Source organism: Laspinema olomoucense D3b (genome assembly GCF_025370785.1).
Taxonomy (GTDB): domain Bacteria; phylum Cyanobacteriota; class Cyanobacteriia; order Cyanobacteriales; family Laspinemataceae; genus Laspinema; species Laspinema olomoucense.
Window position 1 is genome coordinate 1 of sequence record NZ_JAMXFA010000006.1, and the last position, 26,979, is coordinate 26,979.

Genomic DNA, 26,979 nt, shown 5'->3' on the forward strand with positions numbered 1-26,979 from the left:
ACAAGAGGTAACGAGGGACGCATAAGGGGTGAGCGAACGCTCATCAATTGTTAAGAAAGATGCGAGTAACGCATAGCCTGTGTCTTGGGGAGGGTTAGGGTGGGGTCCTCTTGAGGTGCGATCGCCACCTCAAAAGGAATGGGTACATGGAGAGTTTTCGTAGAGATGCGATCGCCACCTTACGAAGAATGGGGTTTCTCTAGCCTCCATACAGCTGCTTAAACCTGTAAGAGTGCATCAGGTGGCGGTAAGCAAAGCCATCCCGTAGGGAATCGCTACCTCACCGGAGACCCCACCCTAACCCTCCCCTTGCCAAGGGGAGGGGACCGGAGGTGCTTTTAAACTTGAGGTAAATCCCCCCCATCCTCCCCATCCTCCCCATCCTCCCCATCCTCCCCATCCCCCCCATCCTCCCCATCTCCCCACCTCCCCACATTTCCCAGGGGTAGCGTACCATAGAGATCAGGCAAATCTGAGCCGGTAAGCGTTTATAAAAGATGACATTTTCAGGCACTGGTAGCGTTCTAGCGGCTTTAACTCGGGTGGGTCGCATGGGGGAGTTGACCCGGCGGGTCAAGGATATGCAGGTTGGGGAATTTGTCTGCATCCTTGATTTTATTACGGCAGAATTTCAACAATGTCTGCTGGCGATCGATCTGATTAATAATGAAGCGCTCGAAATTCTGTTAGAACAACTCCTCGATGCCTTCACCCTGAAAATTAGTCAAATTCTACAAGCCGAACGCACGACTATTTTTTTAATTGACCAAGAAAAAGAACAACTTTGGTCAAAAATTAGCCCGGATGAAACCGGGAAAAGTGCCGAAATCCGATTACCCATCCATATCGGCATTCTCGGTCATGTTGCCTGCAATGGAGAAAGTGTCAATATTGCCGATGTTCGTCATCATCCTTTATTTCAAGCAGAAGTCGATGAACCCCCGGGATGCGACCCGCGAAATCTGCTTTGTGAACCCATTTTTAGCAGCAAAGACACCGATCGCGTGGTGGCGGTGGTTCAGGTCCTTAATAAAATAGGCGAGGTTCCGTTCAATCGCGAGGATCAGCTTCAATTTGCTGGGTTTGCCTCTTCGATCGCGATTATTCTCGAAAGTTGTCAGTCTTTTTATGTGGCGGCAAGAAATCAACGCGGGGTTAGTGCGTTACTGGAAGCAACGACGACTTTAGGCCAAAGTTTGGACCTGGAAACAACGTTACGCGCTGTCATGGACCGCGCCAAAGATTTAATGCAGGCCGATCGCAGTACCTTATTTTTACTCAGCAAGGAAACGGACGAACTCTGGACGAAAGTCGCCAAGGCAGATGGCAAAACGATGGTGGAAATTCGGATTCCGGCAAATCGTGGTATCGCCGGTTATGTGGCCTCTACGGGTCAAACCCTGAATATTCATGATGCCTATCTTGACCCCCGCTTTGACCCGACGACGGACCGGAAAACTGGCTATCAAACCTCTACAATTCTTTGTATGCCGGTTTTTAATGCGTCGGGGGAGTTAATCGGGGTGACTCAACTGATTAATAAAAACAAGGGAAGTTTTAATTCTTCTGATGAAGCGTTTTTGCGCGCGTTTAATGCTCAGGCGGGAATTGCGTTACAAAACGCGCAATTGTTTGAGAGTGTGTTGTTGGAGAAGCAATATCAAAAAGACATTTTAGAAAGCCTTTCCGATGCGGTAATTTCCACCAATATGGATGGGAGAATTGTCACGATTAATGAGGCGGCGTTAGAGTTGCTGGGATGTCCCATTCAGAAGGATGACCGTAACCAGAGCGATCGCCAGTTTCAGATCCAGCGGGAAAATAAGCAAAAACTGCTGTTGTGGCAGCAAAAGTTACAAGGCCGCTATGTTTGGGAAGTTGTTCCCATTGACCATCTGCGATTTCGCTTAGAGGATGCGTTGCAAAATGCCGCACGCCATTTTGTCCCGGAACAAAGTTTAACCATTGGGTTAGTCAAGTTGGACGAAATAAATATGGAAAATCCAATTTTGGTGATAGGCGATCGCAACAATCCGGAGTTTTACATCCCCTGGAATGAGCCGGATGAAAATGTCATAAAATACCCCAAGAGTCAAGTTAAAGAAATCGAACGCAGTCTCAACCTCACGGTGAATCCTTTAACGAACCCAGAAGGAGGAGTCCGGGGTGGGTTAGTGGTTTTGGAAGATATTAGCCGCGAAAAACGGATGAAGACTACCATGTATCGGTATATGACCCCTGGGGTAGCAGAACGAGTCATGGCATTAGGGGAAGATGCCTTAATGGTGGGGGAACGTAAAGAAGTCACCATTTTATTTTCTGATATTCGAGGTTATACAAGTCTTACGGAAAACTTAGAAGCTGCAGAAGTTGTCTCGCTTTTGAATAACTATTTCGAGACGATGGTAGAAGCTGTGTTTAACTTTGATGGAACTTTAGATAAATTTATTGGGGATGCGTTAATGGCCGTATTTGGTGCACCATTACCGCTTAAAGAACACGCTTGGAAGGCAGTGCAATCAGCCTTAGATATGCGTCGGCGTTTAGCTGAATTTAATCGGCGGCAAAAAGAACATAATATTCGCATTGGCATTGGGATTAGTTCCGGGGAAGTGGTTTCCGGAAATATTGGCAGTCAAAAGCGGATGGATTATACCGTGATTGGGGATGGGGTGAATTTAAGTGCGCGTTTAGAAAGCGTGACTAAGGAATATAAATGTGATATTATTATTAGTGAATTTACTTATCAACTTTGTAGCGATCTGATATGGGTAAGAGAGTTAGATAAGATTCGGGTCAAGGGGAAAAATCAGGCCGTAGGGATTTATGAATTAATTGGCGATCGCCACAGACCCCTAGATGCCGAACAAGAGAAATTCTTAGACTTTTATAGCGCTGGACGTGCCGCCTATGTCTCTAGAAATTTTATCCAATCGATTACCCTCTTTCAATCCGCAGGCGCAATTTATCCCGAAGATCAAGCGGTAAAAATTCACATTCAAAGAGCGCAAGATTATCTTAAAATGCCACCGCCAGAGGACTGGGATGGCGTGCATACGATGACAACGAAGTAATATGATTTTGATAACAATGGTCCGTTAACTATCCCGTTTGACTGACCCTTCATGCCATTCCCCTAACACCCAATCTGATATCTTTGATAACACAGTAAAAATCAGAATTCCCAGAATAGTTACCAGGAATAATGCGGCAAACATTCGGGGAATTTGCAGATTGTAACCCGCAATCAGCATTTGATAGGCAATACCGGAATCGGTTCCCCCAGTTCCGGCGACAAATTCTGCAACCACGGCACCAATTAACGATAATCCCCCGCTAATCCGCAATCCTGATAAAAAATAAGGTAAGGCACTCGGTAGTCTCAAATACCAGAGAGTTTGCCAGCGGGAGGCTTTGTAGAGGATAAATAAATCCCGTAAATTGGGGTCAAGACTGTTTAACCCAAAGGTGGTATTAGAAATAATCGGGAAAAAGGCGACAATCCAGGCACAAGTCACCAAAGCGCCAAAGGTATAGTCTTTAAACCAGATAATAATTAAAGGTGCGATCGCCACGATGGGAGTGGTCTGTAAAACGATCGCATAAGGATACAGACTTTTCTCAATCCACTTACTTTGAGACATCAAAACCGCAATCATTAATCCGGAAATTGCAGCAATTATAAAGGCCACTACCGTAATTTTTAATGTAATAATTAAGGCGGGAAATAAAATCTGCCAGTCCTTAATTAAAGCCTGGAAAATCACCGAAGGTCTTGGCAATAAATAAACGGGAGTTTCAGTGATTTGCACCCCAATTTCCCAAGCATATAGCACCAAAATTCCTACCAGGATCGGGGCCACGGTATCCAAAGAGAATAACTTGGTTTTCTTAAGTTTGGCTAAAATTAAGGCGATATCTTTGTTCATTTTATCGGTTTCAGTAATCGATGAATAGGTGCTGTCTGCAAGGGGTTAATCCGTCCCGAGTTGAGAGGATAGATACATCAATCGACCCAAAGGGCATCCGTACAAAATGAGGGGTTAGAAACCGGGTTTCTGTCAAAAATTTGGGTAATTTCCCATTTAGGGTGAGAACCCGGTTTCTTATCCCTGGGATAAACTATAGCAATCCTCTAGTTAGGTCGGACAGTAGCAGCCTCTAGGTTCCCCGATAGGTCACATGATCATTGTCGGTTTCATAAAGCTGCATTTCATAGAGTAACCCCGGGGGTAGCTTGGGTTCCAGCATATTCCAAAATACCACTACCATATTCTCCGCCGTGGGATTAATGCCTTTGAAAGCGGGGACATCTAAATTAATATGCTTGTGATCTACCTCCGCCAAAATGGCGGCATCAATGGCATCTTGAAGGTCAAAGAAATTTAAGACAATCCCCGTTTCTGGATTAACTTCTCCACGGACTGTCACCTTTAAGGCATAGTTATGACCATGACCATTTGGATTGTTGCACTTACCAAATATCCGGCGATTTTCTTCATCGGATAAGGCATCGCTGTGGAGACGATGAGAGGCAGAAAAGGTGACTCGATGGGTGATATAAATCATCGACATAGTGAAAACTCCTAAGCATTACTAAAAATTTCAAGATTAGCGCCGGTGAGACATTGCGCTTGATAATCATCTGCCAAAAAAACAATGGTACGAGCCACATCATCCGGGGTGGTTTGCGTTTTTAAAAAAGGCGCAGCTTGTTTCAAAAGCGCAGTATCCACCGCACCGGGGGAAACGCTATTCACGCGAATTCCGTGGGGTTTACCTTCCACGGCGAGGGAATCGGTGATGCCAACCACCCCGTATTTACTGGTAATGTAACTGGTGAATCCCGGAAATTTGTCGGGACCGCGAACACCGGAGAGGGAGGCAACATTGACGATCGCGCCGCCATGAGATTGGGCGATCGCACGGCGAAAAAACTCCCGGCAATACAAAAATATCCCTGTTACATTCACTGCCATCACCCGTTCCCAGTCCGCCAGTTCAATTTGAGTAAAATCGGTCACTTGAACCATTCCGGCATTATTAATTAAGATATCAACCCGCCCAAAGGCCGCGATCGCCTGGTCAAAGACCTCCTGAGTCTGTGCCTCTGAACTGACATCTGCCGGATAAACTAACACTTGCTCAGGCTGAGATTCAGCAGCGATCGCCCCTCTGACCTCCTCCAGTTCCTCCCCACTCCGACTCACGAGGACCACAGAGGCTCCTCGCTGTGCCAACTGCCGCGCCGTGGCGGCACCAATCCCACGACCTGCTCCCGTGACAATGGCAACTCGTCCCGCTAAAGATTTCTCCAAATGATTCAGCATCTCCTTCTCGTAGGGGCAAGATTCAATAGAAAACGGCGCTAGAACTCTGGTTGATTGACCCTACTTCAAAGAAACCGCAACTAAGAACCCGGCGTTAATTATAGCAAAATTTAGACCCTTATGAGCCAAAATAATCCCATCATCCCGCTGCTCAAATTTTCCCCCACTATCCCGTCCAATCTCCTCAAACCTAGGGAGGTAGCCTCGGATAAAGGGGGAAAATCACTCGGATTTATTGAGGCTGCTAGTCCCAGAACAAGCATCATTCTTTATCCTAGATATGCCTTGAATCATCCCAATTTTTGATAGCAGAATTAGACCTGGAAAAATTGCCGGGGGGATTCATGGGATTGCGGATCCATTGCTTCCGATAAAGCCGCATATACCTGTTGACAATAGTTGAGATAACGCTCAGAAGTCCGAAACGCTTCGGTGCGGGGTAACGGTTCATCGATGGGAATCTCAGCGATCGCTCGTCCAGGATTGGCCGCCATCACCACCACCCGCTTCGAGAGATAAACCGCTTCATAAATATTATGAGTCACAAACAGAATCGTTTGCCGTTGGTGATTCCATAACGACAGTAATTCATCATTGAGGTTAGTGCGGGTGATATCATCCAAAGCCCCAAAGGGTTCATCCATGAGTAAAACACTGGGTTCAGTGACGATCGCCCGAGCAATAGAAACCCGCATTTTCATCCCCCCAGAAAGCTGCCGAGGATAGGCATTCGCAAAGTTTTCCAGTCCCACTAATTCCAACGTCTTGGCGATCGAGGCATCCGCCATTCTTTTAGAGATTCCCATCAGTTTAAGGGGTAAGCGAATATTATTTCGCACCGTACTCCAAGGCATTAAAGCCGGTTCTTGAAAGACAAACGCAATCTGTTCTTTCAAACTGCGATCGGCCCATTCAATTTTCCCCTCACTGCTCTCACTGAGTCCAGCAATAATTCTTAAAATGGTACTTTTTCCGCATCCAGAAGGGCCAACTAAGCTGACAAAATCTTCCCGATCCACCTTCAGATTTACATCCTTTAAAGCCACTACCCCATTATTAAAAACCTTGCTCACATGGCTGATATTAATCGCCGTTTCAGGGTTCATCATATTTTATTTTAACTCAACAAAGCTAAGTCCCAATCCAGTTGTAAAAAGTTGGGCTTTTCTAGCCTGCGGAGGCAGGCTTTGTACGCAAACGCCCCACCCTTAAGGGTGTGGGTTTTTACGCCAGGTAATAATCTACCCCCTTATTAATAAACTCTAAAGTGTAGGCATCTTTATAGCTAGGCTTGTCCTGTACAACCCCAGCGGTTAGCAACTGGTCAAACAGTGTTTTCCATCGTTCATCGGTCATCGCCCCTATCCCCAGGGTTTGAGCATCTCCCGACTTAATCAAATCATATTCCGCTATCTTACCCAGAGCAAAAGCCAGCAACTCATCAGACATTTCTGAATTATCTTGCTGAATTAACTCATTTCCCAGTGCGGGATTTTCAAGATAGCTGTACCATCCTTTCATAGAAGCATCCACAAAGCGATGAACCAACTCCGGTTTAGAGTCAATTAATTTATGGGTAGTTTCTAGGGTAAAATTATAAGGATTCAATCCCGTTTCACTTAGCAGTAAAATCACCGGCTTAAACCCTCCCTCTTTTTCAATCAAAAAAGGTTCCGAAGTTAGCAATCCCTGCTGAACCGAATTTTTGTCCAGCAAAAAGGGAGTAACATTGAAATTATAAGGGCGTTGCTGGTCTTGAGTATAACCGTACTGCTTTTCCAGAAAAGGCCAATAAATACTACTCAGTCCCGGAACAATAAACACCCGTTTTCCCTTCAGTTGTGCCAACGAGTCATTGCCGACCCCGGGATGGGCTAAAAAGGCTTGAATTTCATTTTGAAAAATGGCAGCGACGGTCACTTTGGGAATGCCTTGATCCGCCGCTTGTAGTGCATTGACTGCTTGTCCGATACTAAAGTCAACCAAATCCCCCATCAACAGTTGAGTCACATTTCCTTGGGGCGGGAGGGGTCTAATTTCTACATCAAATCCATAGTCTCGATAAATCCCCGTCGCCAGCGCCTGATAAAATCCGCCGTACTCTGCTTCAGCTTTCCAGCTTAACCCCACTTTAATTTTGTCGAGTTTTCCGTTTGATTTGGAGGGGGAAGGTTGAGATCCTTGTGATGTGGAGGAGGAAGGTTGAGACCCTTGATTCAGACAACTGGTTAAGAGACTGGTTCCTATAAACAAAGAACCCATTTTCAAGAATTGGCGACGTTTGATATCATTAAAATTAGGCATGGTCAATAATTGATGGTAAAGGACCGATTTTTTGAAGGCATCCCGACTGGATTAGAGATGAGTTTCCAAAGAGAAGTCACCCAGTTTTTTGACCCCTTTTGAAGACGGATTCCCCCTGAACTTTTGCTTTAGCCATCACCCCGATTCAGATAATGTTCAACCAGCACCCTGGTATAAGTATTCAAAGAATAGTTGAGTGCCTCCGGTGGCGTGACCCAAACCCATTCCTCAATTTCATCATTAGGAATCACCGTTTCTGTGGTGGAACGGGCATAATAGTTCATCATAATAAAGTGAGCTTCCCGACAAAATTGCGGGTCCAAAACCGCCTCTTGCAAGAGCGCCCACCGAATCTCCACCAAGTCCAGTCCCACCTCTTCCCGAAACTCTCGTAATAAGGCCGCTTCCAGAGTTTCCCCCCAATCCACCTTACCCCCGGGGACCCCCCATAACCCACGCCATTTCGTGGTTTTAGCAATCAAAACCCGCTCGCTAGGGCCACAAACCAGGGCCCCTACGGTACTTAAAGGAAAGGTTTGAATGGTGGATCTGGGTGAAACCAATGATGAATCTTGCATGAGTTATAACCCCTGGGGTAATCGACAAACAGACGGAGGGAGGGTTTGGATGATCTCCTGTAGAGATTAGTGTAACAACCTCCGTCCGCCCAAGGCTATCTCTGTGATGATGGAGAGGGGTTATACCCACTCGGCCAATTCGTCAGCATTCAGCAGACGTTTGACTTGATTGGTTTGCCTTGCCTCGAAATACTGATCATCTGCCTCAACATCTTGCTTGAAAATTTGAGGATGAATCATGGGAAAATCGAGTTCATGTCTGGGCAAGTCTCCAAAACTACTCGGATGGATGGTGTGGGTGGCTTCTTGATGTCCAAACCCAATATTAGACACTAAGTTTCTATTGGGTAAAATGGAAGAATTTTGGTGATAAATACAGGCAAAATTCCATTGATGATCCCAGGTATCGATTTGGTTTTCATATACCAAGTCAAAAATTTGGGTCTTGACGGATGATTCTCGTTTATTTCCGATGAGTTCTGCCAATTTTTGGGTTTGTTTTAATTCTGGCCATAATTTCATGTCAACATCGTAGTAAGCTTGCCATGCTCTACGCCAAGTTGCCCAGCCCCAAATATGTGTCCTGCGAGAAAAATAGTAACTTTCATGCAGATTCTGCCCGGTAATTCCTTCATTGCTTCCAGCAATATGCATGACTCGGGGATCGTCTCGATACTGAGTTAAAAGTTCTTGACAATAGCGGAAGAAGCTTTGATTGGGTAAACAGTCATCTTCCAGGATGATGGCTTCTTCCACGGTGTCGAAGACCCAATCTATGCCACTGGAAACGCGCCACTTACATCCTAAATTAATGTCGGAATAATGCTTGAGGACTTGACAATCCCAGTCTACGCGGTCAATGATCTGTCGAGTCGCTGCACATTTTTCGGCTTCCCCGGGGCGATCGCTACGCGGCCCATCGGCAATGACTAACAACTGAGACGGTTGAGCTTGACGAATCGACTCAAATACCTGTGCGGTCGTATCGGGTCGGTTAAAGATGAGCAAAGCAACCGGGGTTGTTAATTGCCAATCATCCATGTTTTTGATTCTCCTTAATGTTGTCAATCAATCTAACTGTAAAGGCTAAAGACCACTCATTTTCAGGGGACAATCATAACGATTAGAGTTCCCCCCAACCCCCCTTAATAAGGGGGGCTTTTTAAGTCTCTCAAGTGAATAGCTTTGATGTCTTTTACCTCAAAAATGACTGGATACTCCCAGGAGGAATAGGTGAGCGATCGCGACCGAGGGAGTCTCCATTTGACCCTCACCGGGGTCGAGCAGGATAATGAACTGCTCTGGTACTGTAGCATTCTCTGAAACTCTACGCAATCCTTTCGGTTTCCAATCAGAGATTTAGCCCGGGTTTATGAATTTACAAAATCCGAGGGAGTTCGGGTGATTTCCACGGAAATTTTTCCCGAGAAATCGGGGATTGGAGCGGAAACTTTTGTTAAGCGAACTCTAATTTTTTGAGCTTGTTTGCATTGGAGAATGGAGCGAGCAATTTGGGTTGCCAAATGTTCCATTGTATTGAATTTGGCGGTTTCGATTTGATGGCGAACCCGCTCAACCAATTGGCGATAATCTAAAGTGTCTTCTAGGTGATCGCTGTTTCCCACCGCTAATAAATCCACCCATAAGGTTAAATCCACTTCAAACCATTGACCGAGCATTCGTTCCTCGGCCAAATAGCCCGTGTAACCGTAATAGCGCAGGCCCGTAATTGAGATCGCGTCTCTTTGTTCTACAGATTTGTCCATGTTGTACCAAAAGTCAATCCCTGGTTTATGTCCCGATCTTGGACATCTTTCCCGATTGTCAGTCCCAAGGAAACCCAGGGCCAAACTATCCTACCGCAAACTGAGAGAACTCATCCCCATTGCTGCAAAATGTCGGTGTAAAACTTTACTAGGACCCTAGCAGGGGGGAACTTAGGGCCACTGCTGCCCAGCATCCCCCGGTCATTTTCAGCGGTGATGCGATCGCCCATGAGGATCCCGCAATCATTCTGGCCACACAACGATAAAATGATTGAGCGACCTCAAGTCGTCGAATTTGTGGCCCCGTTCTGGGTCCTAAGTTCACTGTTCAGAAAGCAAAAACGGTTATGGCGGCGATGGAAAAACTCTATGAAGGCAAAGCGAAAATCCTATATACCACCGAAGACCCCGAGGTAGTGGTTTCCCAGTTTAAAGATGATGCCACCGCCTTTAATGCGCTCAAACGGGGGACCATCGTCGGAAAAGGGCAGATGAACTGTGCGATCGGCACGGCCCTGTTTAACCTGCTGGAATCCAAAGGAATCCCCACCCATTTCATCGAGCAAACCAGTCCGAACGAAATGCGAGTCAAGCGGGTGCAGATCGTCCCGCTAGAGGTCGTCATCCGCAATATTGCCGCCGGAAGTTTGTGTAAGCAAACCGGCATCCCCCAAGGAACAGTCCTCAAACAACCCCTAGTGGAATTTTTCTATAAAAACGATGAACTTGGGGATCCCTTGTTAACCCGCGATCGCCTGCTTTTATTAGAACTTGCCACCCCAGAACAACTAGAGCAACTGAGGGCAATGGCATTGGAAATCAACCAAATCCTCTCAGAATTTTTCCATCAGTGTCAAATTATCCTAGTTGACTTTAAACTGGAGTTCGGATTCGATGGCAAGGGGAACCTAATACTTGCCGATGAAATCAGTCCTGATACTTGCCGACTCTGGGATGAATCCCAAACGGATCCCACAGACCGCATCCTGGATAAAGACCGATTCCGGCAGGATTTGGGAAATGTAGAAAATGCCTATCAGCAAGTCCTTGAACGGGTGCTTTCTCATCTATCGATTTAAGAGTCCGAGGGATTAATTAGCCCTAACGCCTTAATGAAGGGAGGAGAATTTACTTCCTTCAGGAATTGTAGTGACTCACGCTTGTATCCTTTCTTTTGGTTTCTCTGGACGTGCCAAATAACGACTAAACCCATGCGCTTATCTCCTGTCTTGTCAGCCGTTCTTGCTACTTGTGCCATTCTCAGTATTGCCAACCCCAGTCGGGGAGAGACCTCGGCACTCTTGGCCCCATCCACAACCGACCCTTCAATGGAAGTGGAGGATCTCACGACAACCGACCCTGCCGAGCGATCGCCCGATGGACCCACAGACTGGGCTGAATCTTCCTTAATTGAGGGGATTAAAAGTATTGAGAAGATTGAGAATGGGGATGCAGCCAGTTTAGCTGTGACTCAGGGACAAGGGGAGGAGATATCCCCGGCACCGGATATTGTTCTACCTGAATCCGATGCAGAGCAACCGGGAGTGGAATTGAGCCAGGGGGATGACACACCGCAGACCCCCGTGACTGCATCAGAACAGGCAGTAGAGGAAGAACCCTTAGCCGAGGCGATCGCCCCAGAAGAAGCGATCGCCGCCATTGGGGCACAGAGCGATCGCCCCAGTCAATCCCCTGCCGAACTCCTGATCACCCCGCCCTTACAACAACCAGACGTCAGCGATCGCGCAGAGGACTGGAAGCGGGCGCTCGCCCAAGACCCCACCCCAACCGAACCCGCCGAACCTGATGCCATAGAAACCGAACCCTCGACTCGTCCAGTCGTCCCCGAAACCACCGATGAAGCAACTCCTGAAACCACGGACGAAGCCACACCCGAAGACACAGACGAAGCTACACCCGAAGACACGAACCAAACCACCCCACGACCCATAACACCCCCACCACTGATTCCACCCCAGTCCCAACCAGCACCCCAAGCAGAACCGCAAGTCTTGGTTGCCGAAGTTGTCGTTAGTGGCGTTGAAGGAGAACTCCAAGACGAAGTGTATCGCGTCATTTCCCTGCGTCCAGGACAGACCACCACCCGGTCCCAACTGCAACAGGACATCAACGCCATTTTTGCCACCGGCTATTTTTCTAACGTCCGGGCCGAACCTCAAGACACCCCCCTTGGTGTCCGAGTCACCTTTGTAGTCGAATCCAACCCCGTATTAACCAGCGTAGAAGTCCGAGGAAACCAAGTCCTCCCGCAAGAGGTTATTAATGAAATTTTCGCCGAACAGTATGGGGATATCCTCAACCTGCGCGACTTCCAGGAAGGCATCAAACAGTTAAACGAATGGTATCAACAAAACGGCTACGTCCTGGCCCAAGTCATTGACACCCCCCAAGTTGCCGCTGATGGTACCGTCATTCTGGAAGTCGCCGAAGGGGTCGTCGAGAGTATTGAAATCCAGTTCATCAACGAAGAAGGGGAACTGGTGGACGCCGAAGGGCAACCCATTCGAGGCCGGACTAAGGAATACATTGTCACCCGAGAACTGGAACTAGAACCCGGAGAAGTCTTTAATCGCCAAACCATTGAACGGGATTTACAGCGAGTCTTTGGACTGGGCATTTTTGAAGATGTCCAAATTTCCCTCAACCCGGGTCAAAATCCTCGCAACGTCGTGGTTGTGGTCAATGTCTTAGAAAGAAGTACCGGGTCGATCGCCGCAGGTGCAGGGATTAGTTCGGCCAGTGGTTTATTTGGAACCCTCAGCGTGCAAGAGCAAAACCTATTTGGGAGAAACCTCAAATTAGGAACCGAGTTGCAAATTGGACAGCGCGAGGTGCTGTTTGATGTCAACTTTACCGACCCCTGGATTGCCGGTTGGGATAGTCGCACCTCCTATACCGTCAATCTATTCCGACGGCGCTCCATCTCCTTTATTTTTGATGGGGGAGATCCGGAAATCGAACTCCCCGACGACGGGGGCCGTCCGCGAATTCTGCGCTTTGGCGGGGGACTCACCTTTTCCCGTCCCTTGGATAATGGCTGGAGAGCCTCATTAGGAACCCAGTATCAACGAGTCAGTACCCGAGATGATGATGGGGATATCGCCCGAACTGACGAAGCCGGAAACGATTTGAGCTTTAGTGGCGACGGTAAAGATGATTTGTTTACCTTCCAACTCAGTGGCACCCGAGATTTACGCGATAGTGCGTTGCAGCCAACCTCCGGGAGTGTCCTGCGCATCAGTACGGAACAATCGGTTCCCATTGGCCTGGGGAGTATCTTCTTCAATCGGTTGAGAGCCAGTTATAACTACTACATCCCCATCAATTTAATTCGCTTTTCTGAAGGACCTCAAACCTTTGCTTTAAGCGTTCAAGGGGGAACGGTACTGGGGGATTTACCCCCCTACGAAGCCTTTTCCCTCGGCGGTACTACCACCGTGCGCGGTTACGATGAAGGGGGGGTGGGAACCGGACGCAGTTATGTGCAAGGCTCCGCCGAGTATCGCTTCCCGATTTATTCCGTGGTGGGTGGGGCACTGTTCTTTGATGCGGCTACGGACCTCGGAACTGGGGGCAACGTTCCGGGACGACCGGCAGAGGCCCGCAACAAACCGGGTAGCGGCTTTGGCTATGGGTTAGGGATCCGAGTCCAGTCTCCCCTGGGTCCGATTCGGGTGGATTTCGCCCTGAATGATGATGGTGGCAGTCGCTTCCATTTTGGTCTTGGCGAACGATTCTAGGAGGCCAGATTTGTTGATCAATCCCTCGTCCCATCGGCTTTCGGTAAAATCTCAGCCTCCACAGGGTTTAGTTGCACCTGTGGAATGCGCTGGGGTGGGATTGCATACGGGGACAGTGACTCGGGTGAAAATTCTGCCCGGTGCAGTGGGAGAAGGACGCTACTTTGTGCGGGTTGATCTTCCTGGGTGCCCGGTGATTCCGGCGAGATTTGATGCCGTCCATCAGACGACCCTTTCCACCGAACTGGCGATCGCAGAGGCATCGGTGCGAACCGTTGAGCATTTGTTAGCCGCTTTGATGACAATGGGGGTGGAGGATGCGCGCATTGAAGTGGATGGACCGGAAATGCCCCTATTAGATGGGTCTGCACTGCCTTGGGTGGAGGCGATCGCCGAAGTTGGCCTAGTCCCCACCATCCCCGGGGACCGGCCAGAAATTACTCCTCTGTCCGCTGCGGTTTCCGTCTATGAAGGAGATGCTTTTGTTTCGGCCATCCCTTCCCCGGAACTGCGATTTAGTTATGGAATTGATTTTCCCGAACCGGCGATCGGCAACCAGTGGCACAGTTGGTCCCCCAGTCAGTCCAGCTTTGTCACAGACATCGCCCCAGCCCGCACCTTTGGTCTAGCCCGTCAAATCGAACAACTCCAGGCAGCGGGTTTAATCAAAGGGGGTAGCTTAGACAATGCCCTGGTTTGCGGGGAAACTGGGTGGATAAATCCCCCTCTACGATTTCCAAATGAACCAGTGCGTCATAAAATTTTAGACTTAGTAGGAGATCTGAGTTTACTCGGCCCTCTGCCCCTGGCTCATTTTATTGCTTACAAAGCGAGTCATAAGCTGCATATCCAGCTTGTGCGCGCCCTGGCAGAATCACGGGTCCAGATTTAACGAAGCGGGCGGGGTATGCTTGATAACTCTCTCCACTCTCGATCCAGACCCTATCGACTATAGCGAGTCATGACCACTTCTATTGAAGTTAATTCCGTTCAATCAGCCGAGTCTACCCCAAGCCAGAGCGAAAGCACCCCCCCGAATGGGACCGGGACTGCTTTAAAAACGACGTTCACCCTCGAAGAAGTCCAGCAACTGCTGCCTCACCGTTATCCCTTTGCCTTAGTGGACCGGATTATCGAGTATGTTCCGGCACAGCGGGCGGTGGGGATTAAAAATGTCACCTTTAATGAGCCTCATTTTCAAGGCCACTTTCCCGGGCGTCCGATCATGCCTGGGGTGTTAATTGTCGAAGCAATGGCGCAAGTCGGCGGTGTGGTGCTGACTCAGTTTCCCGGCATGGAAGGGAGTCTGTTTTTATTTGCAGGCATTGATAAAGTCCGTTTCCGTCGTCAAGTCATTCCCGGGGACCAACTGGTAATGACCACGGAACTGGTGCGTGTGTCCCAACGGCGCATTGCCAAGATGCAAGCGCGGGCTGAAGTGGATGGTCAATTGGTGACTGAAGGGGAACTCCTGTTCTCGCGAGTAGATTAAACGGGAAATTATCAGTGAGGAGTGAGCGGGAAGAATTGAGAATTGAGAATTGAGAATTAAGCCCTAGGAAACAGTTGACCGTTCACTGTTGCCAGTTGGTTCTTTTTTCTTCCTTTTTCCTTCTTCGAGTAATTTTATGAAAACTCTGATTCATCCGACGGCAGTCATCCATCCGGATGCGCAACTGCACCCGACTGTTGAAGTCGGACCTTATGCCGTGATTGGGGCGCAAGTGAAAGTAGGTGCAGATACGACAATTGGTGCTCATGTTGCGATCGAGGGTTGCACGGAAATCGGGGCGCGCAATCGCATTTTTCCAGGGGCAGCGATCGGGTTTGAGCCACAGGATCTGAAGTATTCTGGGGCTTCAAGTCTCACGAAAATTGGCGATGGGAATACGATTCGCGAGTATGTGACGATTAATCGAGCCACGGGAGAGGGAGAGGCGACGGCGATCGGCAATGATAATTTGTTGATGGCTTATGTGCATATCGCCCACAATTGTGAAATTGGCGATCGCGTGGTGATTACCAATACGGTGCAACTCGCGGGTCATGTTCGCATTGAAAATCACGCCAGAGTTGGCGGAGTTTTGGGGATTCATCAGTTCGTGCATATTGGGGAACTGGCAATGGTGGGGGGGATGACGCGGATCGATCGCGATGTCCCGCCCTATATGTTGGTCGAGGGCAACCCCTCTCGGGTGCGATCGCTCAACCTGATCGGCCTCAAACGCGCCGGAGTCTCCCCGGATGACCTGTCCATGCTCAAAAAAGCCTTTCGCTTGATTTATCGCTCGGAGGAAACCTTTAAACAAGCCCTGGAACAATTAACGGACCTGCCCCAAACCCCCTATCTCCTCCATCTGTCCGAGTTCCTGCGTCAGTCCATCACGGGCGATCGCCGGGGACCGATTCCCGGACGGCGACGCGATTCGAGTCCAGAATAAGGGGTCGCCAATGGCAACAATTTTTATCAGCACCGGGGAAGTGTCTGGGGATATGCAAGGGGCAATGTTGGTAGAAGCCCTCTATCGTCAGGCTCAATCCGCTGGCATACCCCTAGAAATTATGGCCTTGGGTGGGGCAAAAATGGCCCAAGCCGGTGCAGTCCTCCTGGGCGATACGACGGGGATTGGTTCCGTGGGGATTCTCGAATCCTTGCCCTATATTTGGCCCACTGTGCAAATCCAGCGCTCTGCTAAAGCCTATCTGCGAAACTCCCCCCCGGATGCGATTATCCTGATTGACTATATCGGGCCCAATCTGGGGATTGGGAATTTTGCTAAGACGCACCTGCCCCAGGTGCCGCGAATTTATTATATTGCCCCCCAGGAGTGGGCTTGGTCTTTGGGCGATCGCACCACAACTCAGATTGTGGGACTGTGCGATCGCCTCCTGGCCATTTTTCCCATAGAAGCCCGTTACTACCAAGAACATGGTGCAGCGGTTGATTGGGTGGGTCATCCGTTCATTGATGTCCTTGAGAAGGCCCCAAGCCGAGAGCAGGCGCGTCAAACCTTGGGAATTGACTCTGATGAACTGGCGATCGCCCTCCTCCCTGCCTCCCGACAACAAGAACTCCGCTATCTCTTACCCGTGATGTTTGAGGCGGCACAGCAGATCCAAACTCACCATCCCTCCGCACAGTTTTATATCCCCTTATCCTGGGAAAAATATCGCCCCACCTTAGAAACCGAGATTCAGCGTTATGGATTGCGGGCTAAATTGGTGGAAGCGAGTCAAAGTCGCATGGCGATCGCCGCCGCTGACTTAGCCATTACCAAATCGGGGACCGTCAATTTAGAAATTGCCCTGTTAAACATCCCTCAAGTCGTGATCTACCGCGTCAATCCCCTCACTGCCTGGATTGCTCGTCATTTGCTCAAATTTTCCATCCCCTTCATGTCCGCCCCTAACCTCGTCTTAATGAAAGCCGTGGTTCCAGAATTGCTGCAAGAGTCAGCTACAGCCGAGAACATCGTTCGGGAAGCGCTGGACTTACTGGAAAATCCCGATCGCCGAGAGCAAATGCAGCAAGACTATGAGCAAATGCGAAATGCCTTGGGGGAACCAGGAGTTTGCGATCGGGCAGCACAGATTATTTTGGGGCTAATCAAGCATTAGAGTTTCGGGTTGGGTCGTTATACCAAATCCAGTTGTAAGCCCTCGGTTTTCTCAATAAGCCCGCGCTTCTCGGGCTTTGTTCGTATAGCCCCCCCCTTTCCTTACGGAACGCTACGCGAACAGGGTGCGGGTCAGTCATCTGAAAAACACCCCCGCCGGGGCTTGATTCCCCCTAAAACCGGCCCATTTGGGTGAATCCAGCCATGTCCAGGACCCCCAAGGTATGATCAAGCCTAAAAAATCAAGACTTCCTAACAATTCTGGGAGAACTCAGAAGAAAAGTGATGAAAAATACCCTGCTTTATTCAACCCTGTTGGGATTATCGACCCTGATTCTCGCCCCTAGCGCCAAGGCGCAACTGTTACCACAACCTTGGGTTTCCGTAGGGGTGCAAGAGAGTGAACCGACCTTTTCTGTCGGAGTCCGGGGATTGGGCTTAGGATTAGAAGTGGGTTTGACCAATGAGAGTGCGGTGGGGATTGACGTGATGAAATTTATCAGCCCCCCCTTGATTGGGACGATTTCCGGCTATGTCGGGGTAGGACTTTATGATAAACCCAATGCCAGTAGACAAGACTTTGCCTATTCGGCAGGGGTGCAAATCAGGCCCGATGGTAACTTTTTCTTTGGGGCGGGATACCACAACCTCCGAGGGATTAACGGTCAAATTGGGTTCAAACTTTATTAGAACCGGGGCATTAGTCTGAGGCGATCGCCCGAAGCCCCCTGAATCAGGGGGTCTTTTTAAAGTTTTGAGGGAAGAAATTAAAGCGAAATGTCGGCTATAGGTTGTTTTTAGCCCTAAGACCACCCCTGAGAGCCTGCGTCATCGGACTCATCAACGTTATAATTCTTTACGGAAGCCTGCGTATAATAATTTAGATGAGTAAACCTGTAGTCGATGCCTTTTTTGTGGGGAGAGCCTTATCCCAAGCGCTTTACCACGAGCTAGAAAAAACCCTAACCAATGCCCTGAGCGATTTGGGTAAATTTGATGCGGAACAGCGAGAGCGTCTGCGTTTATTCACCCAAGAGGTGATGGAACGAGCGAGTCGCGAATCAGGTTTCGTGATGAACTCGCCGGTGAATTCGGGTATGCCGAGTCCAATGGGAAGCCCCATTCCTGAACCGGGGGATCTGCAAGCGACCATTGATGAGTTGAGAGCAGAAATTGCCCAAGTTCGCGCTCAGTTACAGCTTTACCGTAGTAACCGTCCTTAAGGGAACAGACGGACAGACTAGGGCGCGATCGCCGCGTCGTCTGTAACCTGAAATCGGATTCCCGATCCTGGATCCGACGCAATCCTTGTCATTATTAAATTATCGACCGATTAGATATAGCAGTCGCAAACCCGAGTGTCTGAACTCTTAAACGATCCTATCCCAAATCCTGAAACTCCAGAAGGTCCTAAATTAATGAGGCGATCGGGAGGTCCTCTCGCCCTTCGAGGGAAAGGGGGAACCCTACCCTATAGTCCCAAGGCATACCGCTGGAGTCGTCCCAATTACTCCCCCAATCGGCGGCGGATCGAAATTTGGAATTTTGTTTTACAGTTTTTGGCCAGTCTGTGGTCCATGAACAAACCCTGGACCTATAAAGGGGGGTTCACAGAAGCCAAAAAAATCGCCAGACGGCGAAAACAAGCCAGTTGGATTCGTGAGACCATATTAGAACTAGGTCCAACTTTTATTAAGTTGGGACAGTTGTTTTCCACGCGATCGGATTTGTTTCCCAGTGAATATGTAGAGGAGTTGGCTAAACTCCAAGATCGAGTCCCGGCATTTAGCTATGAACAGGCTAAAGCCATTATTGAGGAAGATTTTGGTCGCAAAGTTGATGACCTGTTCCGCAGTTTTGACCCGGTACCCCTAGCTGCAGCCAGTTTGGGTCAAGTCCACAAGGCACAACTCCATTCGGGAGAAGAAATTGTGGTCAAGGTCCAGCGTCCTGGACTCAAACGCCTGTTTGGCATTGATTTAGCGATCGCCAAAACGATTGCCCACTATTTCCAAAATCACCCCCGCTGGGGTCGAGGTCGGGATTGGTTGGGTATCTATGACGAGTGCTACAAAATCCTTTACGAAGAGGTTGATTACATTAATGAAGGTCGCAATGCGGATACCTTTCGCCGCAATTTTCGCGATAAAGAATGGGTCCGAGTGCCTCGGGTTTACTGGCGCTATTCTTCCCCTCGGGTGCTGACGCTCGAATACCTTCCGGGGATTAAAATTAGCCATTATGAAGCCCTAGAGGCTGCTGGACTTGATCGCAAAATCCTCGCCAAACTCGGGGCTGAAGCCTATTTGAGACAACTCCTCAATCATGGGTTTTTCCATGCGGACCCCCATCCGGGGAATCTCGCGGTGAGTCCTGATGGGGCGTTAATTTTTTACGACTTTGGCATGATGGGGCGGATCCGTGCCGATGTTCGAGTCAAGCTGCTGGACCTGTTTTTTGGGATTGCCAAAAAAAATGCTGAGGACGTAGTAGAGTGCCTCATTGAGTTGGAGGCCCTGGCTCGAACGGATGATATGGGACCCGTGCGGCGATCGATCCAGTATATTCTGGATAATTTGATGGATCAGCCGTTTGAGGAGCAGTCGGTGGCGGCGATTAGTGATGATCTCTATGCGATCGCCTACGATCAGCCCTTCCGCTTTCCCGCTACATTTACCTTCGTCATGCGTGCCTTTTCAACCCTGGAAGGTGTAGGTAAGGGTCTGGATCCAGAGTTTAACTTTATGGAGGTTGCAAAACCTTTTGCAATGCAGATTATGACGAATGGTAACTCGCTCGATCGCAATAGTTTCTTGAATGAAATCGGACGGCAAGCGGCCCAAGTCGGCTCAACGGCGTTGGGTTTACCGGGCCGAATTGAGGATACTATAGAAAAATTAGAACGTGGGGACATTCGCATCCGCGTCCGATCCATTGAAACTGATCGGGTGCTGCGGCGCATTGGTAACGTTCAAATGGGAACCAACTTAGCCTTACTGGTCAGTGCATTTACCCTCTCGGCAACGATTTTATTGGTGAACGATAAAATCTGGCTGGCCCTAATTGTCGGGGCTGTGGCACTATTGTTGGCGGGAAGTTTGATCCGACTGATTATGCGGATCGAGCGGTCAGATAAAATGATGTAATGTTGTAACTTGGAACCCTTAGATTTGAAATTGGGCGCGATCGCCTATCCAATCTAAACCCAATTTTGTATTCCCCCTGTAAAAGTTGTCATAGTAAGCGTTGAGTTATGAAACGATCTTTCGCGGGTCTGACGGATACGGGACTCGTTCGTTCTGTGAATCAGGACGCCTTCTATATAGATGACCCGGAGGGGCGATTTTTTATCGTAGCCGATGGTATGGGAGGCCATGCGGGAGGCCAAGAGGCCAGTCGAATTGCTACGGAAACTATCGAAAAATATTTAGTGGAAGGGTGGAAGTCTTCCCAGAAGACTCCCGATCTGTTAAAAGAAGCTTTTTTGAAGGCTAATCAAGCTATTGTTGACGATCAATTAGACCATCCCGAGCGTTCTGACATGGGAACGACTGCTGTGGCGGTGGTATTCCGCGATCGCAATCAACCCTGGTGTGCTCATGTGGGCGATTCTCGGTTATACCGACTGCGCGGACAGGAACTGACTCAGATTACGGAAGATCATACCTGGGTGGGACGAGCACTCAAAGCTGGACACCTCACCGTGGAGGAAGCACGTAAGCATCCCTGGCGGCACGTTCTGGCTCAATGTCTGGGACGCCAGGATTTACAACAGATTGATTTGCAAGAGTTTGAGGTCCAAGCGGGCGATCGCCTGTTGCTCTGTAGTGATGGGTTAACCGAAGAACTTTCCGCTGAGGCGATCGGCCCTCATCTTCAATTGCAACTCTCCGGTGACGAAGCGGCTAAGAAACTGGTGAATGCCGCTAAAGATAAAGGGGGACGGGATAACATTACCGTGGTGATCATCACCCTCGACTAAGGCGATCGCAAATCCCTCCAAGTCAGGGATTCCAGACATAACCCTTTCATCACCCCAGAAACCCTTCCCAAAACTGGCCCCAAACCGGGTTTTTAATCCCAAACTGCTTCTCCCCTCCGGTTGTCCCATTCCTATCCTCTTCTACAGTGCCGATGCTTTAGAAAGAGGCTAACCGCCAAACAGAAAATTGCACCTGTCCATCATCCATCGGATAGAGCCGCTTCTGGCATTCAGAAGCGGCTTTTTTATGTTTTTATGCGTTTTTTGCCAAAACTAATCGCTTAGAGGGCCCGAAAGCCTGCAAAAACGTATCTGGGGACAGAGGGCAACAGGCCATCATATCCGTCATAGTAAAGATACAGTAAGAGCCACAATCGGTATGTCAACCCGAAGAAATACCTAATTTGGTTCAAACTGAGCAATTTTCAAAGATTTGATTTGATACAAAGACTTTAGGCCCAGGCTTCAACCCATGAAACCTGCTAAGTCATCGTTTCCAGATATACCCCCAGGGCAAGATTGCCATTTTGTCAAATCTTTGTTATATTTCTTAACAAGAGGCAAACAGGATATCCTGAGCGCCCCCAGCAAAGGCAGAAAGAGACAGCATATAAAGACGGGTTTACCCGCTTTACCACTCTCCTTCCAGCCAGTGTGACTATCAAAACATAGGAGTTTTACAATGAGCCAACCTATCGAGCTATCTTTGGAACAACAATTTAGCGTCCGCGCCTTTGAAACCCAGGTCGAGAAAATGAGCCTTGAACAGTCTCAGCATTTTCTCAAAGAACTGTACAGACAAATGATGGTGCGGGAAACCATGTATCAGCAATTCCTGAAACATGAATGGGGTTTAGACCAGGGACCACGTTTTAGCAGTGAGTTTTAATAACCGTGCTAAATTTTACCCAAGTCCCACAGTGGGCGACCTCCGTCTCTTGCTTAGTTCCCAATGGGGAGAGGAGCTGGGGATGCTGGGGCGTCAACTCTATTTCCTTCCATGGAAACTGTTCAATTCAATACCAAACAAAACACCGGAGCCTATCTCTTAAGATATTCTCCCACCCCCTTTGATTAGATAAACCCTTAGTAAAGTTCGTTGATAAAATTTATCGTGTTTTGTCCGAAAAGGGACAGCACAAACCCTTGCTGCAGTTCAAATCTTACTCAAAACTATTGTCCTTCTACTTGTGCCTGAGCAACTGCTCAGGCACAAGTTTTATGCATATTAATCCCATCAGTCGTTGATATCCCCTGTTTGTAGTAACGGCTGAAGTGTTTACTAAAAACAGGGGATGGCAGTCTATCCGAGTTGCTGTTTATTGGTTTAACACATCTTTTTTGTGTTCCGGAGCAGCAGCGACTGCCGCGACTTGTGCTAATAAATCATCAGCAACCCCCATTTCTTTAAGGGTTTCCATGAGGTCTTCGGCCACCGCATCAAAATGCTCACTGCCTAGACCTTGTTCTTCTACCAAAGCTTTATGTGCTTCTCGCATATAGCGCCCATCATAGTGAGTGCTGCCACCAAAGGCATAAGTCAGAAATGCTTTTTGGTGCATTCGCTGTTTAGCCATATCAGTATTGGCAAAAAAATGCTTGATGCGATCGTCATTGAGAACCCGTTCATAAAACTTATCTACTGCCAGGTCAACGGCGGCTTTGCCACCTAGTTTGTCAAATAAAGTCGTCATGTTTTTCCTCTTCAAATTCAGTTATGTGGTTAAGAAAGCAACCACTTTGATAAATTGCTTAACCGGGCGATCAGAAGCCTAAAAATTAAATCTAGCTCTGGCTGATCCGTCGGATTTTTATCAACTACTTTAGTATAGGATAAAAAGTGGCGACTGAATTTGAGTAGATTTACTCATTAATTTCCGTTAAATACCCGCCCCAAATTGTCGCCCAAACTTTTCAGGTGGACATTGCCGAGCATAATCTTCGTGGGTGGAAGAACACTTCCGACTTTAGATAACGACTGAAGTCGTTACTACAAAGAGGGGATAATGAGGGACGTTTTGATGTGGAGCCTTGGATAACGACTGAAGTCGTTACTACAAACAGGGGATGGGGACTGACATGGTGACGGTGAGCATCGGATGACAACTGACAGGGTGACAGTGAACATCGGGAGGTGGGACTTATCGTAACCCACTGGGCCGCAAGCTGCTAAAATTTGAGGATGAGAAAAATTGGGGGAGCGATCGCGCTGAGGGCAAAAAGTCCAAAAGCTAAGCCCGTCGCCGAATTTCCCAGTTTGTGGGCGGTCAATGATACGGGAATAATTGGTTTAAATGTTTAAGCGTGTTTTAATTAGTACGGATTTGTCAGATGGCTTAGTGCGCTTGGGAAAATTCTTACCAAGTTTAGCTGCCGGAGGGATGGAGCATATCGTATTTGTCCATAGCGTTCCCCTGTGGACGAAAGGGCAAATTCCTCGGGAAGATACGGAAAAAATCAGTCTGGCACGCGATCGCCTCAATGCCATTTTGAATGAGGTCCCGGAGGGGTTGCAGGTTGAGGTTGAGGTGCGATCGGGTAATCCGACGGAGAACATTCTCAAGGCAGCGGAACAGTACAAAAGCGAGGTGATTATTTTAGGGGCCTCCAACCGCAATTTACTCAGCGAACAACTGTTTGGCAGTACCACCCTTAATTTATCGGGACGAACTAATATTCCCCTGATGACCATTCCCACTGCACTGATCTCTCCCTTAACGTCTGAGGAGTTGGATCTGCGCTGTCGGCATTTGTTCCGCTATATTCTGCTGCCTTATGCTGATACCCAAGCATCGGGGGTATTAATCAAGGAGTTTAAGCGGTACGCGCAGAACCGTCCCCCTCATTCATTAGAACGCTGTATGTTAGCGTGGGTCATTGATGCGGGTGTCCTCCGAAACGTCCCGAAGGACTACAAACTCAAGGAAGCTCATGAGAAGTTAGCCCCCATCCAAACTGAGTTAGAAGCGATCGGCTTACAGGTTGATGTGGAAGTCCGCTTAGGTGAGCCAGTGCTGGATATTTTAGATCTAACACAGATGTCCGACATCAGTGCAGTGGCACTGGCTTCCAATAGCTTAGGCAAAATTGTGGATTGGTTCCCCAGCTTTGCGGCAGAGGTCCTGCGGCGCAGTTGTGAACCTGTCATCTTTTTCCCCTCCCGGCGTTAACAGCCTTAAGTGAAGCATTTAATCCCCCAGTCGCGTGAGGGTTGCTTCCATTGCACTGGTTAAGTAGTGCCCTGCTAAAATGCCGCTTGAATGGTAGTAGGTGTTGTGATTGAGGCGATGCAAGGTTTCAAACCCACTGCGTCGCTTTTTTTCATCCCCAAGGACCCAATAGCGCTGGATAATCGTTTCTGGGGCGATCCACCCTTCCCCCTCCACTCGTCCGAGTTCGCTATGTTGGAGGACAAAGGTGTATTGCCGGTCCCCCAGGTCAAAATGTCCCCGATATTGGAGGGTGATTTCTGGGCGATCGCTTCCGGGAAAGACCAGCTTGGTCACCATGTTAAACCAATCTTCCCGAGTCCATGCCACTAAAATTTTCCCGATGACGGGACTGGTTGGAACATTCCGTTCTAACCAAGTGCCTTCAAGGGTCCAGCGACCCGGTTGTAGTAAAAATATATGATTCACGGCACCATATCCTTGCTTGAATTGCAGTCTGCCCCTATAGAATTTATATGCTACCAGGTTTTATGGGGCGTGGTTTTTATGAAGGAGAAATTTTTTGACTTTTTAGCATAAAACTGGAACTAGACCGGATATAAATTATTAGGTTGAATATTTGATTTGATAATTTCCTCAGTTTTTGAGTATAAATCCTATAAACTTTCTTTACTTTTAAAGTGGATTCAGGGATTCCCCTAAGAGGTCGGTAATGTATTCCATCCCAGGGACAAGGAATCAGTTTTCTAGCTGTGTTCAGGTGCAATCAACTAGAAAATTTGTCAATCCTATCATCTACCCTCCCGCACCCCCCTGACCGAACCCCCTTTCCCCCCGAACCACCTCTCCTAATGCCCTCTCCTACGAGGAGAGGGAGGTATAAAGAATAAATGCCTTTGCTGTACGGGGGAGAAGAGGAAAAAAGAGTTTTTTGGTCAATCTCCGAAACTTGATATAAAACCCTTATTATGTTGGGTCGATTACTCACACTGACCTAACCCCCTTTCCCCCTTACCACCTCTCCTAAGACCCTCTCGTAAAAAGAGAGGAAAGTATAATCCATTTTTTTTTATTGCTGTAGGGGGGAGAAGAGGAAGAAATGTTTTTTTAGGTTAATTAACGGACCTTAATATAATTAGTTATTTGAATTCAGAGAAAATTCATTTAGTAGTTTTTAAAGTGAGATAGGGAAAATTATTAAGCCAATAGGCTGCTTGGGGAAAATTTAGGCTTGAGTTAGGTTTGAGGTCAAACCTTTTAAATCCTGGGACTACCCCCTTATTTTAGCTCTAAAATGTCACAAAATAGGATAGTGAATTTCTCCCAAGAGGGCAGGGACTTTAGCGCCAGTACATTCGGGTAGATTTCCGGGAATTTCTTCTTGACGCCAATAGGCTAAAACTGCAAAGGCGATCGCCTCTTTAAAATCGGCATTCATGCCCACTTCATCGGTGGTCAATATCGCCACAGATTGACCATAGATTTCCTGCAAGCGGGTTTGTAAACGTTGTTTTAAATAACTGTTGCGACTTCCACCGCCACATAACAGGACCCGACTTGGGGGCACGGGTAAAAAAGAGCGATAGTTGATGGCGATCGCCTCTACGGTGAGTTGTGTTAGAGTTGCCAGCAAATCCTCGGGAGTGAGGGAATAGGGTTCAGCATCGGATAAACAGTCGCGAAAATAGTCCCATCCAAATAATTCTCGTCCCGTAGACTTGGGGGGCGGTTCGTGGAAAAATGGATGTTGAAGCCAATGAGCCAGTAAAGGTTGGCAGGGCACTCCCTTAGCAGCCCAAGCCCCATCTCGGTCGTAGTTGGCTTCCCCATTGGTGAGGTATTGAACGGCTAAATCGATGAGGCTATTCCCAGGACCCGTATCCCATCCCAGCATCTGGGGAGAATGAGAACCCGTAGAGGGGGAATTTTGTTGAGGGGGAATAAATGCCACATTGCCGATGCCGCCAATATTTTGAACACATTGATAATGGTGGCGATCGCCCAGGAGGTAGAGGTCCACTTTAGGAACCAGGGGCGCACCTTGTCCTCCTGCCGCGATATCCCCGGCGCGAAAGTTGGTGATAGTGGGAATTCCGGTAAGTTTGGCAATGACTTCACCTCGTCCTAATTGCAGACTGTACCCGAGTTGTTTTGTCTGAGGGGGACGATGGTAAACGGTTTGTCCATGAGAACCGATTAAGTCTACCGAGTTGTCTCCTTGCAGGGTTAAGGCAGCATGGGCAAAAGTTTGGGCGATCGCATCATCAAGGTCAGCAAATTCCGCCATTGATACCGGATCCCCTGCACAAACCGCTAAAATTTGTTGTCGCAGCGGTTCTGGATAGGGATAGGTTGTGCCTGCTATCCAATCCACCTGGAGATCGGATTCGGTTCCGGTGATCTCCACCATCGCCGCATCAATGCCATCTACAGAAGTGCCACTAATTAAGCCAATTACTCGTGTCATGAGT

24 protein-coding genes are annotated in these 26,979 nt (G+C 48.4%); 13 read left to right on the plus strand and 11 right to left on the minus strand.

Translation table 11 applies throughout. The features are described 5' to 3' along the window. Positions 1 to 497 precede the first annotated feature (497 nt). On the plus strand, positions 498 to 3,074 hold the full coding sequence (locus NG792_RS05685; protein WP_261197824.1) for an adenylate/guanylate cyclase domain-containing protein: 2,577 nt from the start codon (positions 498 to 500) through the stop codon (positions 3,072 to 3,074). Between the two features lie 24 nt (positions 3,075 to 3,098). Here the strand turns inward: NG792_RS05685 and NG792_RS05690 are convergent, their stop codons facing one another. The 8 genes from NG792_RS05690 to folB form a co-directional block, all read right to left on the minus strand. Then, positions 3,099 to 3,929, minus strand: coding sequence for an ABC transporter permease (locus tag NG792_RS05690; RefSeq protein ID WP_261234809.1), 831 nt, complete (start codon positions 3,927 to 3,929; stop codon positions 3,099 to 3,101). Between the two features lie 232 nt (positions 3,930 to 4,161). After that, positions 4,162 to 4,575 (minus strand): 6-carboxytetrahydropterin synthase, encoded by a 414-nt coding sequence (locus tag NG792_RS05695; protein WP_261197826.1) that lies wholly within the window; start codon positions 4,573 to 4,575, stop codon positions 4,162 to 4,164. An 11-nt stretch (positions 4,576 to 4,586) separates the two neighbouring features. Continuing rightward, a complete protein-coding gene (locus NG792_RS05700; protein WP_261197827.1) occupies positions 4,587 to 5,330 on the minus strand; it encodes an SDR family NAD(P)-dependent oxidoreductase in 744 nt (247 codons plus the stop codon). Positions 5,331 to 5,644: 314 nt separating this feature from the next. After that, the gene (locus tag NG792_RS05705; protein WP_317618830.1) at positions 5,645 to 6,439 is read right to left on the minus strand and encodes an ABC transporter ATP-binding protein; all 795 of its coding nucleotides are present in this window, start codon (positions 6,437 to 6,439) and stop codon (positions 5,645 to 5,647) included. Positions 6,440 to 6,554: 115 nt separating this feature from the next. Then, entirely contained in the window at positions 6,555 to 7,634 is a 1,080-nt protein-coding gene (locus tag NG792_RS05710) for an ABC transporter substrate-binding protein (RefSeq protein ID WP_261234810.1), read from the minus strand. Positions 7,635 to 7,762: 128 nt separating this feature from the next. Then, positions 7,763 to 8,212 (minus strand): NUDIX domain-containing protein, encoded by a 450-nt coding sequence (locus NG792_RS05715; protein WP_261197829.1) that lies wholly within the window; start codon positions 8,210 to 8,212, stop codon positions 7,763 to 7,765. Positions 8,213 to 8,332: 120 nt separating this feature from the next. After that, on the minus strand, positions 8,333 to 9,253 hold the full coding sequence (locus NG792_RS05720; RefSeq protein ID WP_261234811.1) for a glycosyltransferase family 2 protein: 921 nt from the start codon (positions 9,251 to 9,253) through the stop codon (positions 8,333 to 8,335). Between the two features lie 329 nt (positions 9,254 to 9,582). Next, a complete protein-coding gene (folB, locus tag NG792_RS05725; RefSeq protein ID WP_261197831.1) occupies positions 9,583 to 9,978 on the minus strand; it encodes a dihydroneopterin aldolase in 396 nt (131 codons plus the stop codon). A gap of 347 nt (positions 9,979 to 10,325) precedes the next feature. Here folB and purC point away from each other — a divergent pair, with 347 nt between their 5' ends. The 11 genes from purC (at position 10,326) to NG792_RS05780 (ending at position 22,227) form a co-directional block, all read left to right on the plus strand. Continuing rightward, entirely contained in the window at positions 10,326 to 11,057 is a 732-nt protein-coding gene (gene purC / locus NG792_RS05730; RefSeq protein WP_261197832.1) for a phosphoribosylaminoimidazolesuccinocarboxamide synthase, read from the plus strand. A 132-nt stretch (positions 11,058 to 11,189) separates the two neighbouring features. Further along, entirely contained in the window at positions 11,190 to 13,739 is a 2,550-nt protein-coding gene (locus tag NG792_RS05735; RefSeq protein WP_261197833.1) for a BamA/TamA family outer membrane protein, read from the plus strand. Between the two features lie 16 nt (positions 13,740 to 13,755). Beyond that, entirely contained in the window at positions 13,756 to 14,631 is an 876-nt protein-coding gene (gene lpxC, locus NG792_RS05740; protein WP_435387567.1) for a UDP-3-O-acyl-N-acetylglucosamine deacetylase, read from the plus strand. Between the two features lie 69 nt (positions 14,632 to 14,700). After that, a complete protein-coding gene (fabZ, locus tag NG792_RS05745; protein WP_261234812.1) occupies positions 14,701 to 15,231 on the plus strand; it encodes a 3-hydroxyacyl-ACP dehydratase FabZ in 531 nt (176 codons plus the stop codon). Between the two features lie 136 nt (positions 15,232 to 15,367). Beyond that, entirely contained in the window at positions 15,368 to 16,180 is an 813-nt protein-coding gene (gene lpxA, locus NG792_RS05750; RefSeq protein ID WP_261197835.1) for an acyl-ACP--UDP-N-acetylglucosamine O-acyltransferase, read from the plus strand. A 10-nt stretch (positions 16,181 to 16,190) separates the two neighbouring features. Next, the gene (lpxB, locus tag NG792_RS05755) at positions 16,191 to 17,357 is read left to right on the plus strand and encodes a lipid-A-disaccharide synthase (protein WP_261234813.1); all 1,167 of its coding nucleotides are present in this window, start codon (positions 16,191 to 16,193) and stop codon (positions 17,355 to 17,357) included. A 284-nt stretch (positions 17,358 to 17,641) separates the two neighbouring features. Continuing rightward, a complete protein-coding gene (locus NG792_RS05760; protein ID WP_261234814.1) occupies positions 17,642 to 18,046 on the plus strand; it encodes a hypothetical protein in 405 nt (134 codons plus the stop codon). 194 nt (positions 18,047 to 18,240) lie between these two features. Next, on the plus strand, positions 18,241 to 18,579 hold the full coding sequence (locus NG792_RS05765) for a DUF6825 family protein (protein ID WP_261197839.1): 339 nt from the start codon (positions 18,241 to 18,243) through the stop codon (positions 18,577 to 18,579). 195 nt (positions 18,580 to 18,774) lie between these two features. Next, positions 18,775 to 20,502 carry an ABC1 kinase family protein gene (locus NG792_RS05770; protein WP_261234899.1) on the plus strand — a complete coding sequence of 576 codons (1,728 nt, stop codon included), beginning with the start codon at positions 18,775 to 18,777 and terminating at the stop codon, positions 20,500 to 20,502. A 107-nt stretch (positions 20,503 to 20,609) separates the two neighbouring features. Then, the gene (locus NG792_RS05775; RefSeq protein WP_261234815.1) at positions 20,610 to 21,338 is read left to right on the plus strand and encodes a Stp1/IreP family PP2C-type Ser/Thr phosphatase; all 729 of its coding nucleotides are present in this window, start codon (positions 20,610 to 20,612) and stop codon (positions 21,336 to 21,338) included. Between the two features lie 682 nt (positions 21,339 to 22,020). After that, positions 22,021 to 22,227, plus strand: a complete 207-nt coding sequence (locus NG792_RS05780) for an NblA/ycf18 family protein (protein ID WP_261197841.1) — start codon at positions 22,021 to 22,023, stop codon at positions 22,225 to 22,227. A 430-nt stretch (positions 22,228 to 22,657) separates the two neighbouring features. Here NG792_RS05780 and NG792_RS05785 read toward each other — a convergent pair whose 3' ends face one another. Then, positions 22,658 to 23,032 (minus strand): group I truncated hemoglobin, encoded by a 375-nt coding sequence (locus tag NG792_RS05785; protein WP_261234816.1) that lies wholly within the window; start codon positions 23,030 to 23,032, stop codon positions 22,658 to 22,660. 600 nt (positions 23,033 to 23,632) lie between these two features. Here NG792_RS05785 and NG792_RS05790 point away from each other — a divergent pair. Continuing rightward, a complete protein-coding gene (locus NG792_RS05790; RefSeq protein WP_261197843.1) occupies positions 23,633 to 24,508 on the plus strand; it encodes a universal stress protein in 876 nt (291 codons plus the stop codon). 18 nt (positions 24,509 to 24,526) lie between these two features. On the opposite strand, the gene NG792_RS05795 is transcribed toward NG792_RS05790, so the two are convergent. Next, on the minus strand, positions 24,527 to 24,976 hold the full coding sequence (locus tag NG792_RS05795) for a hypothetical protein (protein WP_261197844.1): 450 nt from the start codon (positions 24,974 to 24,976) through the stop codon (positions 24,527 to 24,529). Positions 24,977 to 25,805: 829 nt separating this feature from the next. After that, positions 25,806 to 26,975, minus strand: coding sequence for an anhydro-N-acetylmuramic acid kinase (locus NG792_RS05800; protein ID WP_261234817.1), 1,170 nt, complete (start codon positions 26,973 to 26,975; stop codon positions 25,806 to 25,808). Positions 26,976 to 26,979 lie beyond the last annotated feature (4 nt).

Coding starts and splice junctions, on each gene's coding strand:
- NG792_RS05685 (WP_261197824.1), top strand. CDS start 498: ATGACATTTTCAGGCACTGGTAGCGTTCTAGCGGCTTTAACTCGGGTG.
- NG792_RS05690 (WP_261234809.1), bottom strand. CDS start 3,929: ATGAACAAAGATATCGCCTTAATTTTAGCCAAACTTAAGAAAACCAAG.
- NG792_RS05695 (WP_261197826.1), bottom strand. CDS start 4,575: ATGTCGATGATTTATATCACCCATCGAGTCACCTTTTCTGCCTCTCAT.
- NG792_RS05700 (WP_261197827.1), bottom strand. CDS start 5,330: ATGCTGAATCATTTGGAGAAATCTTTAGCGGGACGAGTTGCCATTGTC.
- NG792_RS05705 (WP_317618830.1), bottom strand. CDS start 6,439: ATGATGAACCCTGAAACGGCGATTAATATCAGCCATGTGAGCAAGGTT.
- NG792_RS05710 (WP_261234810.1), bottom strand. CDS start 7,634: ATGCCTAATTTTAATGATATCAAACGTCGCCAATTCTTGAAAATGGGT.
- NG792_RS05715 (WP_261197829.1), bottom strand. CDS start 8,212: ATGCAAGATTCATCATTGGTTTCACCCAGATCCACCATTCAAACCTTT.
- NG792_RS05720 (WP_261234811.1), bottom strand. CDS start 9,253: ATGGATGATTGGCAATTAACAACCCCGGTTGCTTTGCTCATCTTTAAC.
- folB (WP_261197831.1), bottom strand. CDS start 9,978: ATGGACAAATCTGTAGAACAAAGAGACGCGATCTCAATTACGGGCCTG.
- purC (WP_261197832.1), top strand. CDS start 10,326: ATGGCGGCGATGGAAAAACTCTATGAAGGCAAAGCGAAAATCCTATAT.
- NG792_RS05735 (WP_261197833.1), top strand. CDS start 11,190: ATGCGCTTATCTCCTGTCTTGTCAGCCGTTCTTGCTACTTGTGCCATT.
- fabZ (WP_261234812.1), top strand. CDS start 14,701: ATGACCACTTCTATTGAAGTTAATTCCGTTCAATCAGCCGAGTCTACC.
- lpxA (WP_261197835.1), top strand. CDS start 15,368: ATGAAAACTCTGATTCATCCGACGGCAGTCATCCATCCGGATGCGCAA.
- lpxB (WP_261234813.1), top strand. CDS start 16,191: ATGGCAACAATTTTTATCAGCACCGGGGAAGTGTCTGGGGATATGCAA.
- NG792_RS05760 (WP_261234814.1), top strand. CDS start 17,642: ATGAAAAATACCCTGCTTTATTCAACCCTGTTGGGATTATCGACCCTG.
- NG792_RS05765 (WP_261197839.1), top strand. CDS start 18,241: ATGAGTAAACCTGTAGTCGATGCCTTTTTTGTGGGGAGAGCCTTATCC.
- NG792_RS05770 (WP_261234899.1), top strand. CDS start 18,775: ATGAGGCGATCGGGAGGTCCTCTCGCCCTTCGAGGGAAAGGGGGAACC.
- NG792_RS05775 (WP_261234815.1), top strand. CDS start 20,610: ATGAAACGATCTTTCGCGGGTCTGACGGATACGGGACTCGTTCGTTCT.
- NG792_RS05780 (WP_261197841.1), top strand. CDS start 22,021: ATGAGCCAACCTATCGAGCTATCTTTGGAACAACAATTTAGCGTCCGC.
- NG792_RS05785 (WP_261234816.1), bottom strand. CDS start 23,032: ATGACGACTTTATTTGACAAACTAGGTGGCAAAGCCGCCGTTGACCTG.
- NG792_RS05790 (WP_261197843.1), top strand. CDS start 23,633: ATGTTTAAGCGTGTTTTAATTAGTACGGATTTGTCAGATGGCTTAGTG.
- NG792_RS05800 (WP_261234817.1), bottom strand. CDS start 26,975: ATGACACGAGTAATTGGCTTAATTAGTGGCACTTCTGTAGATGGCATT.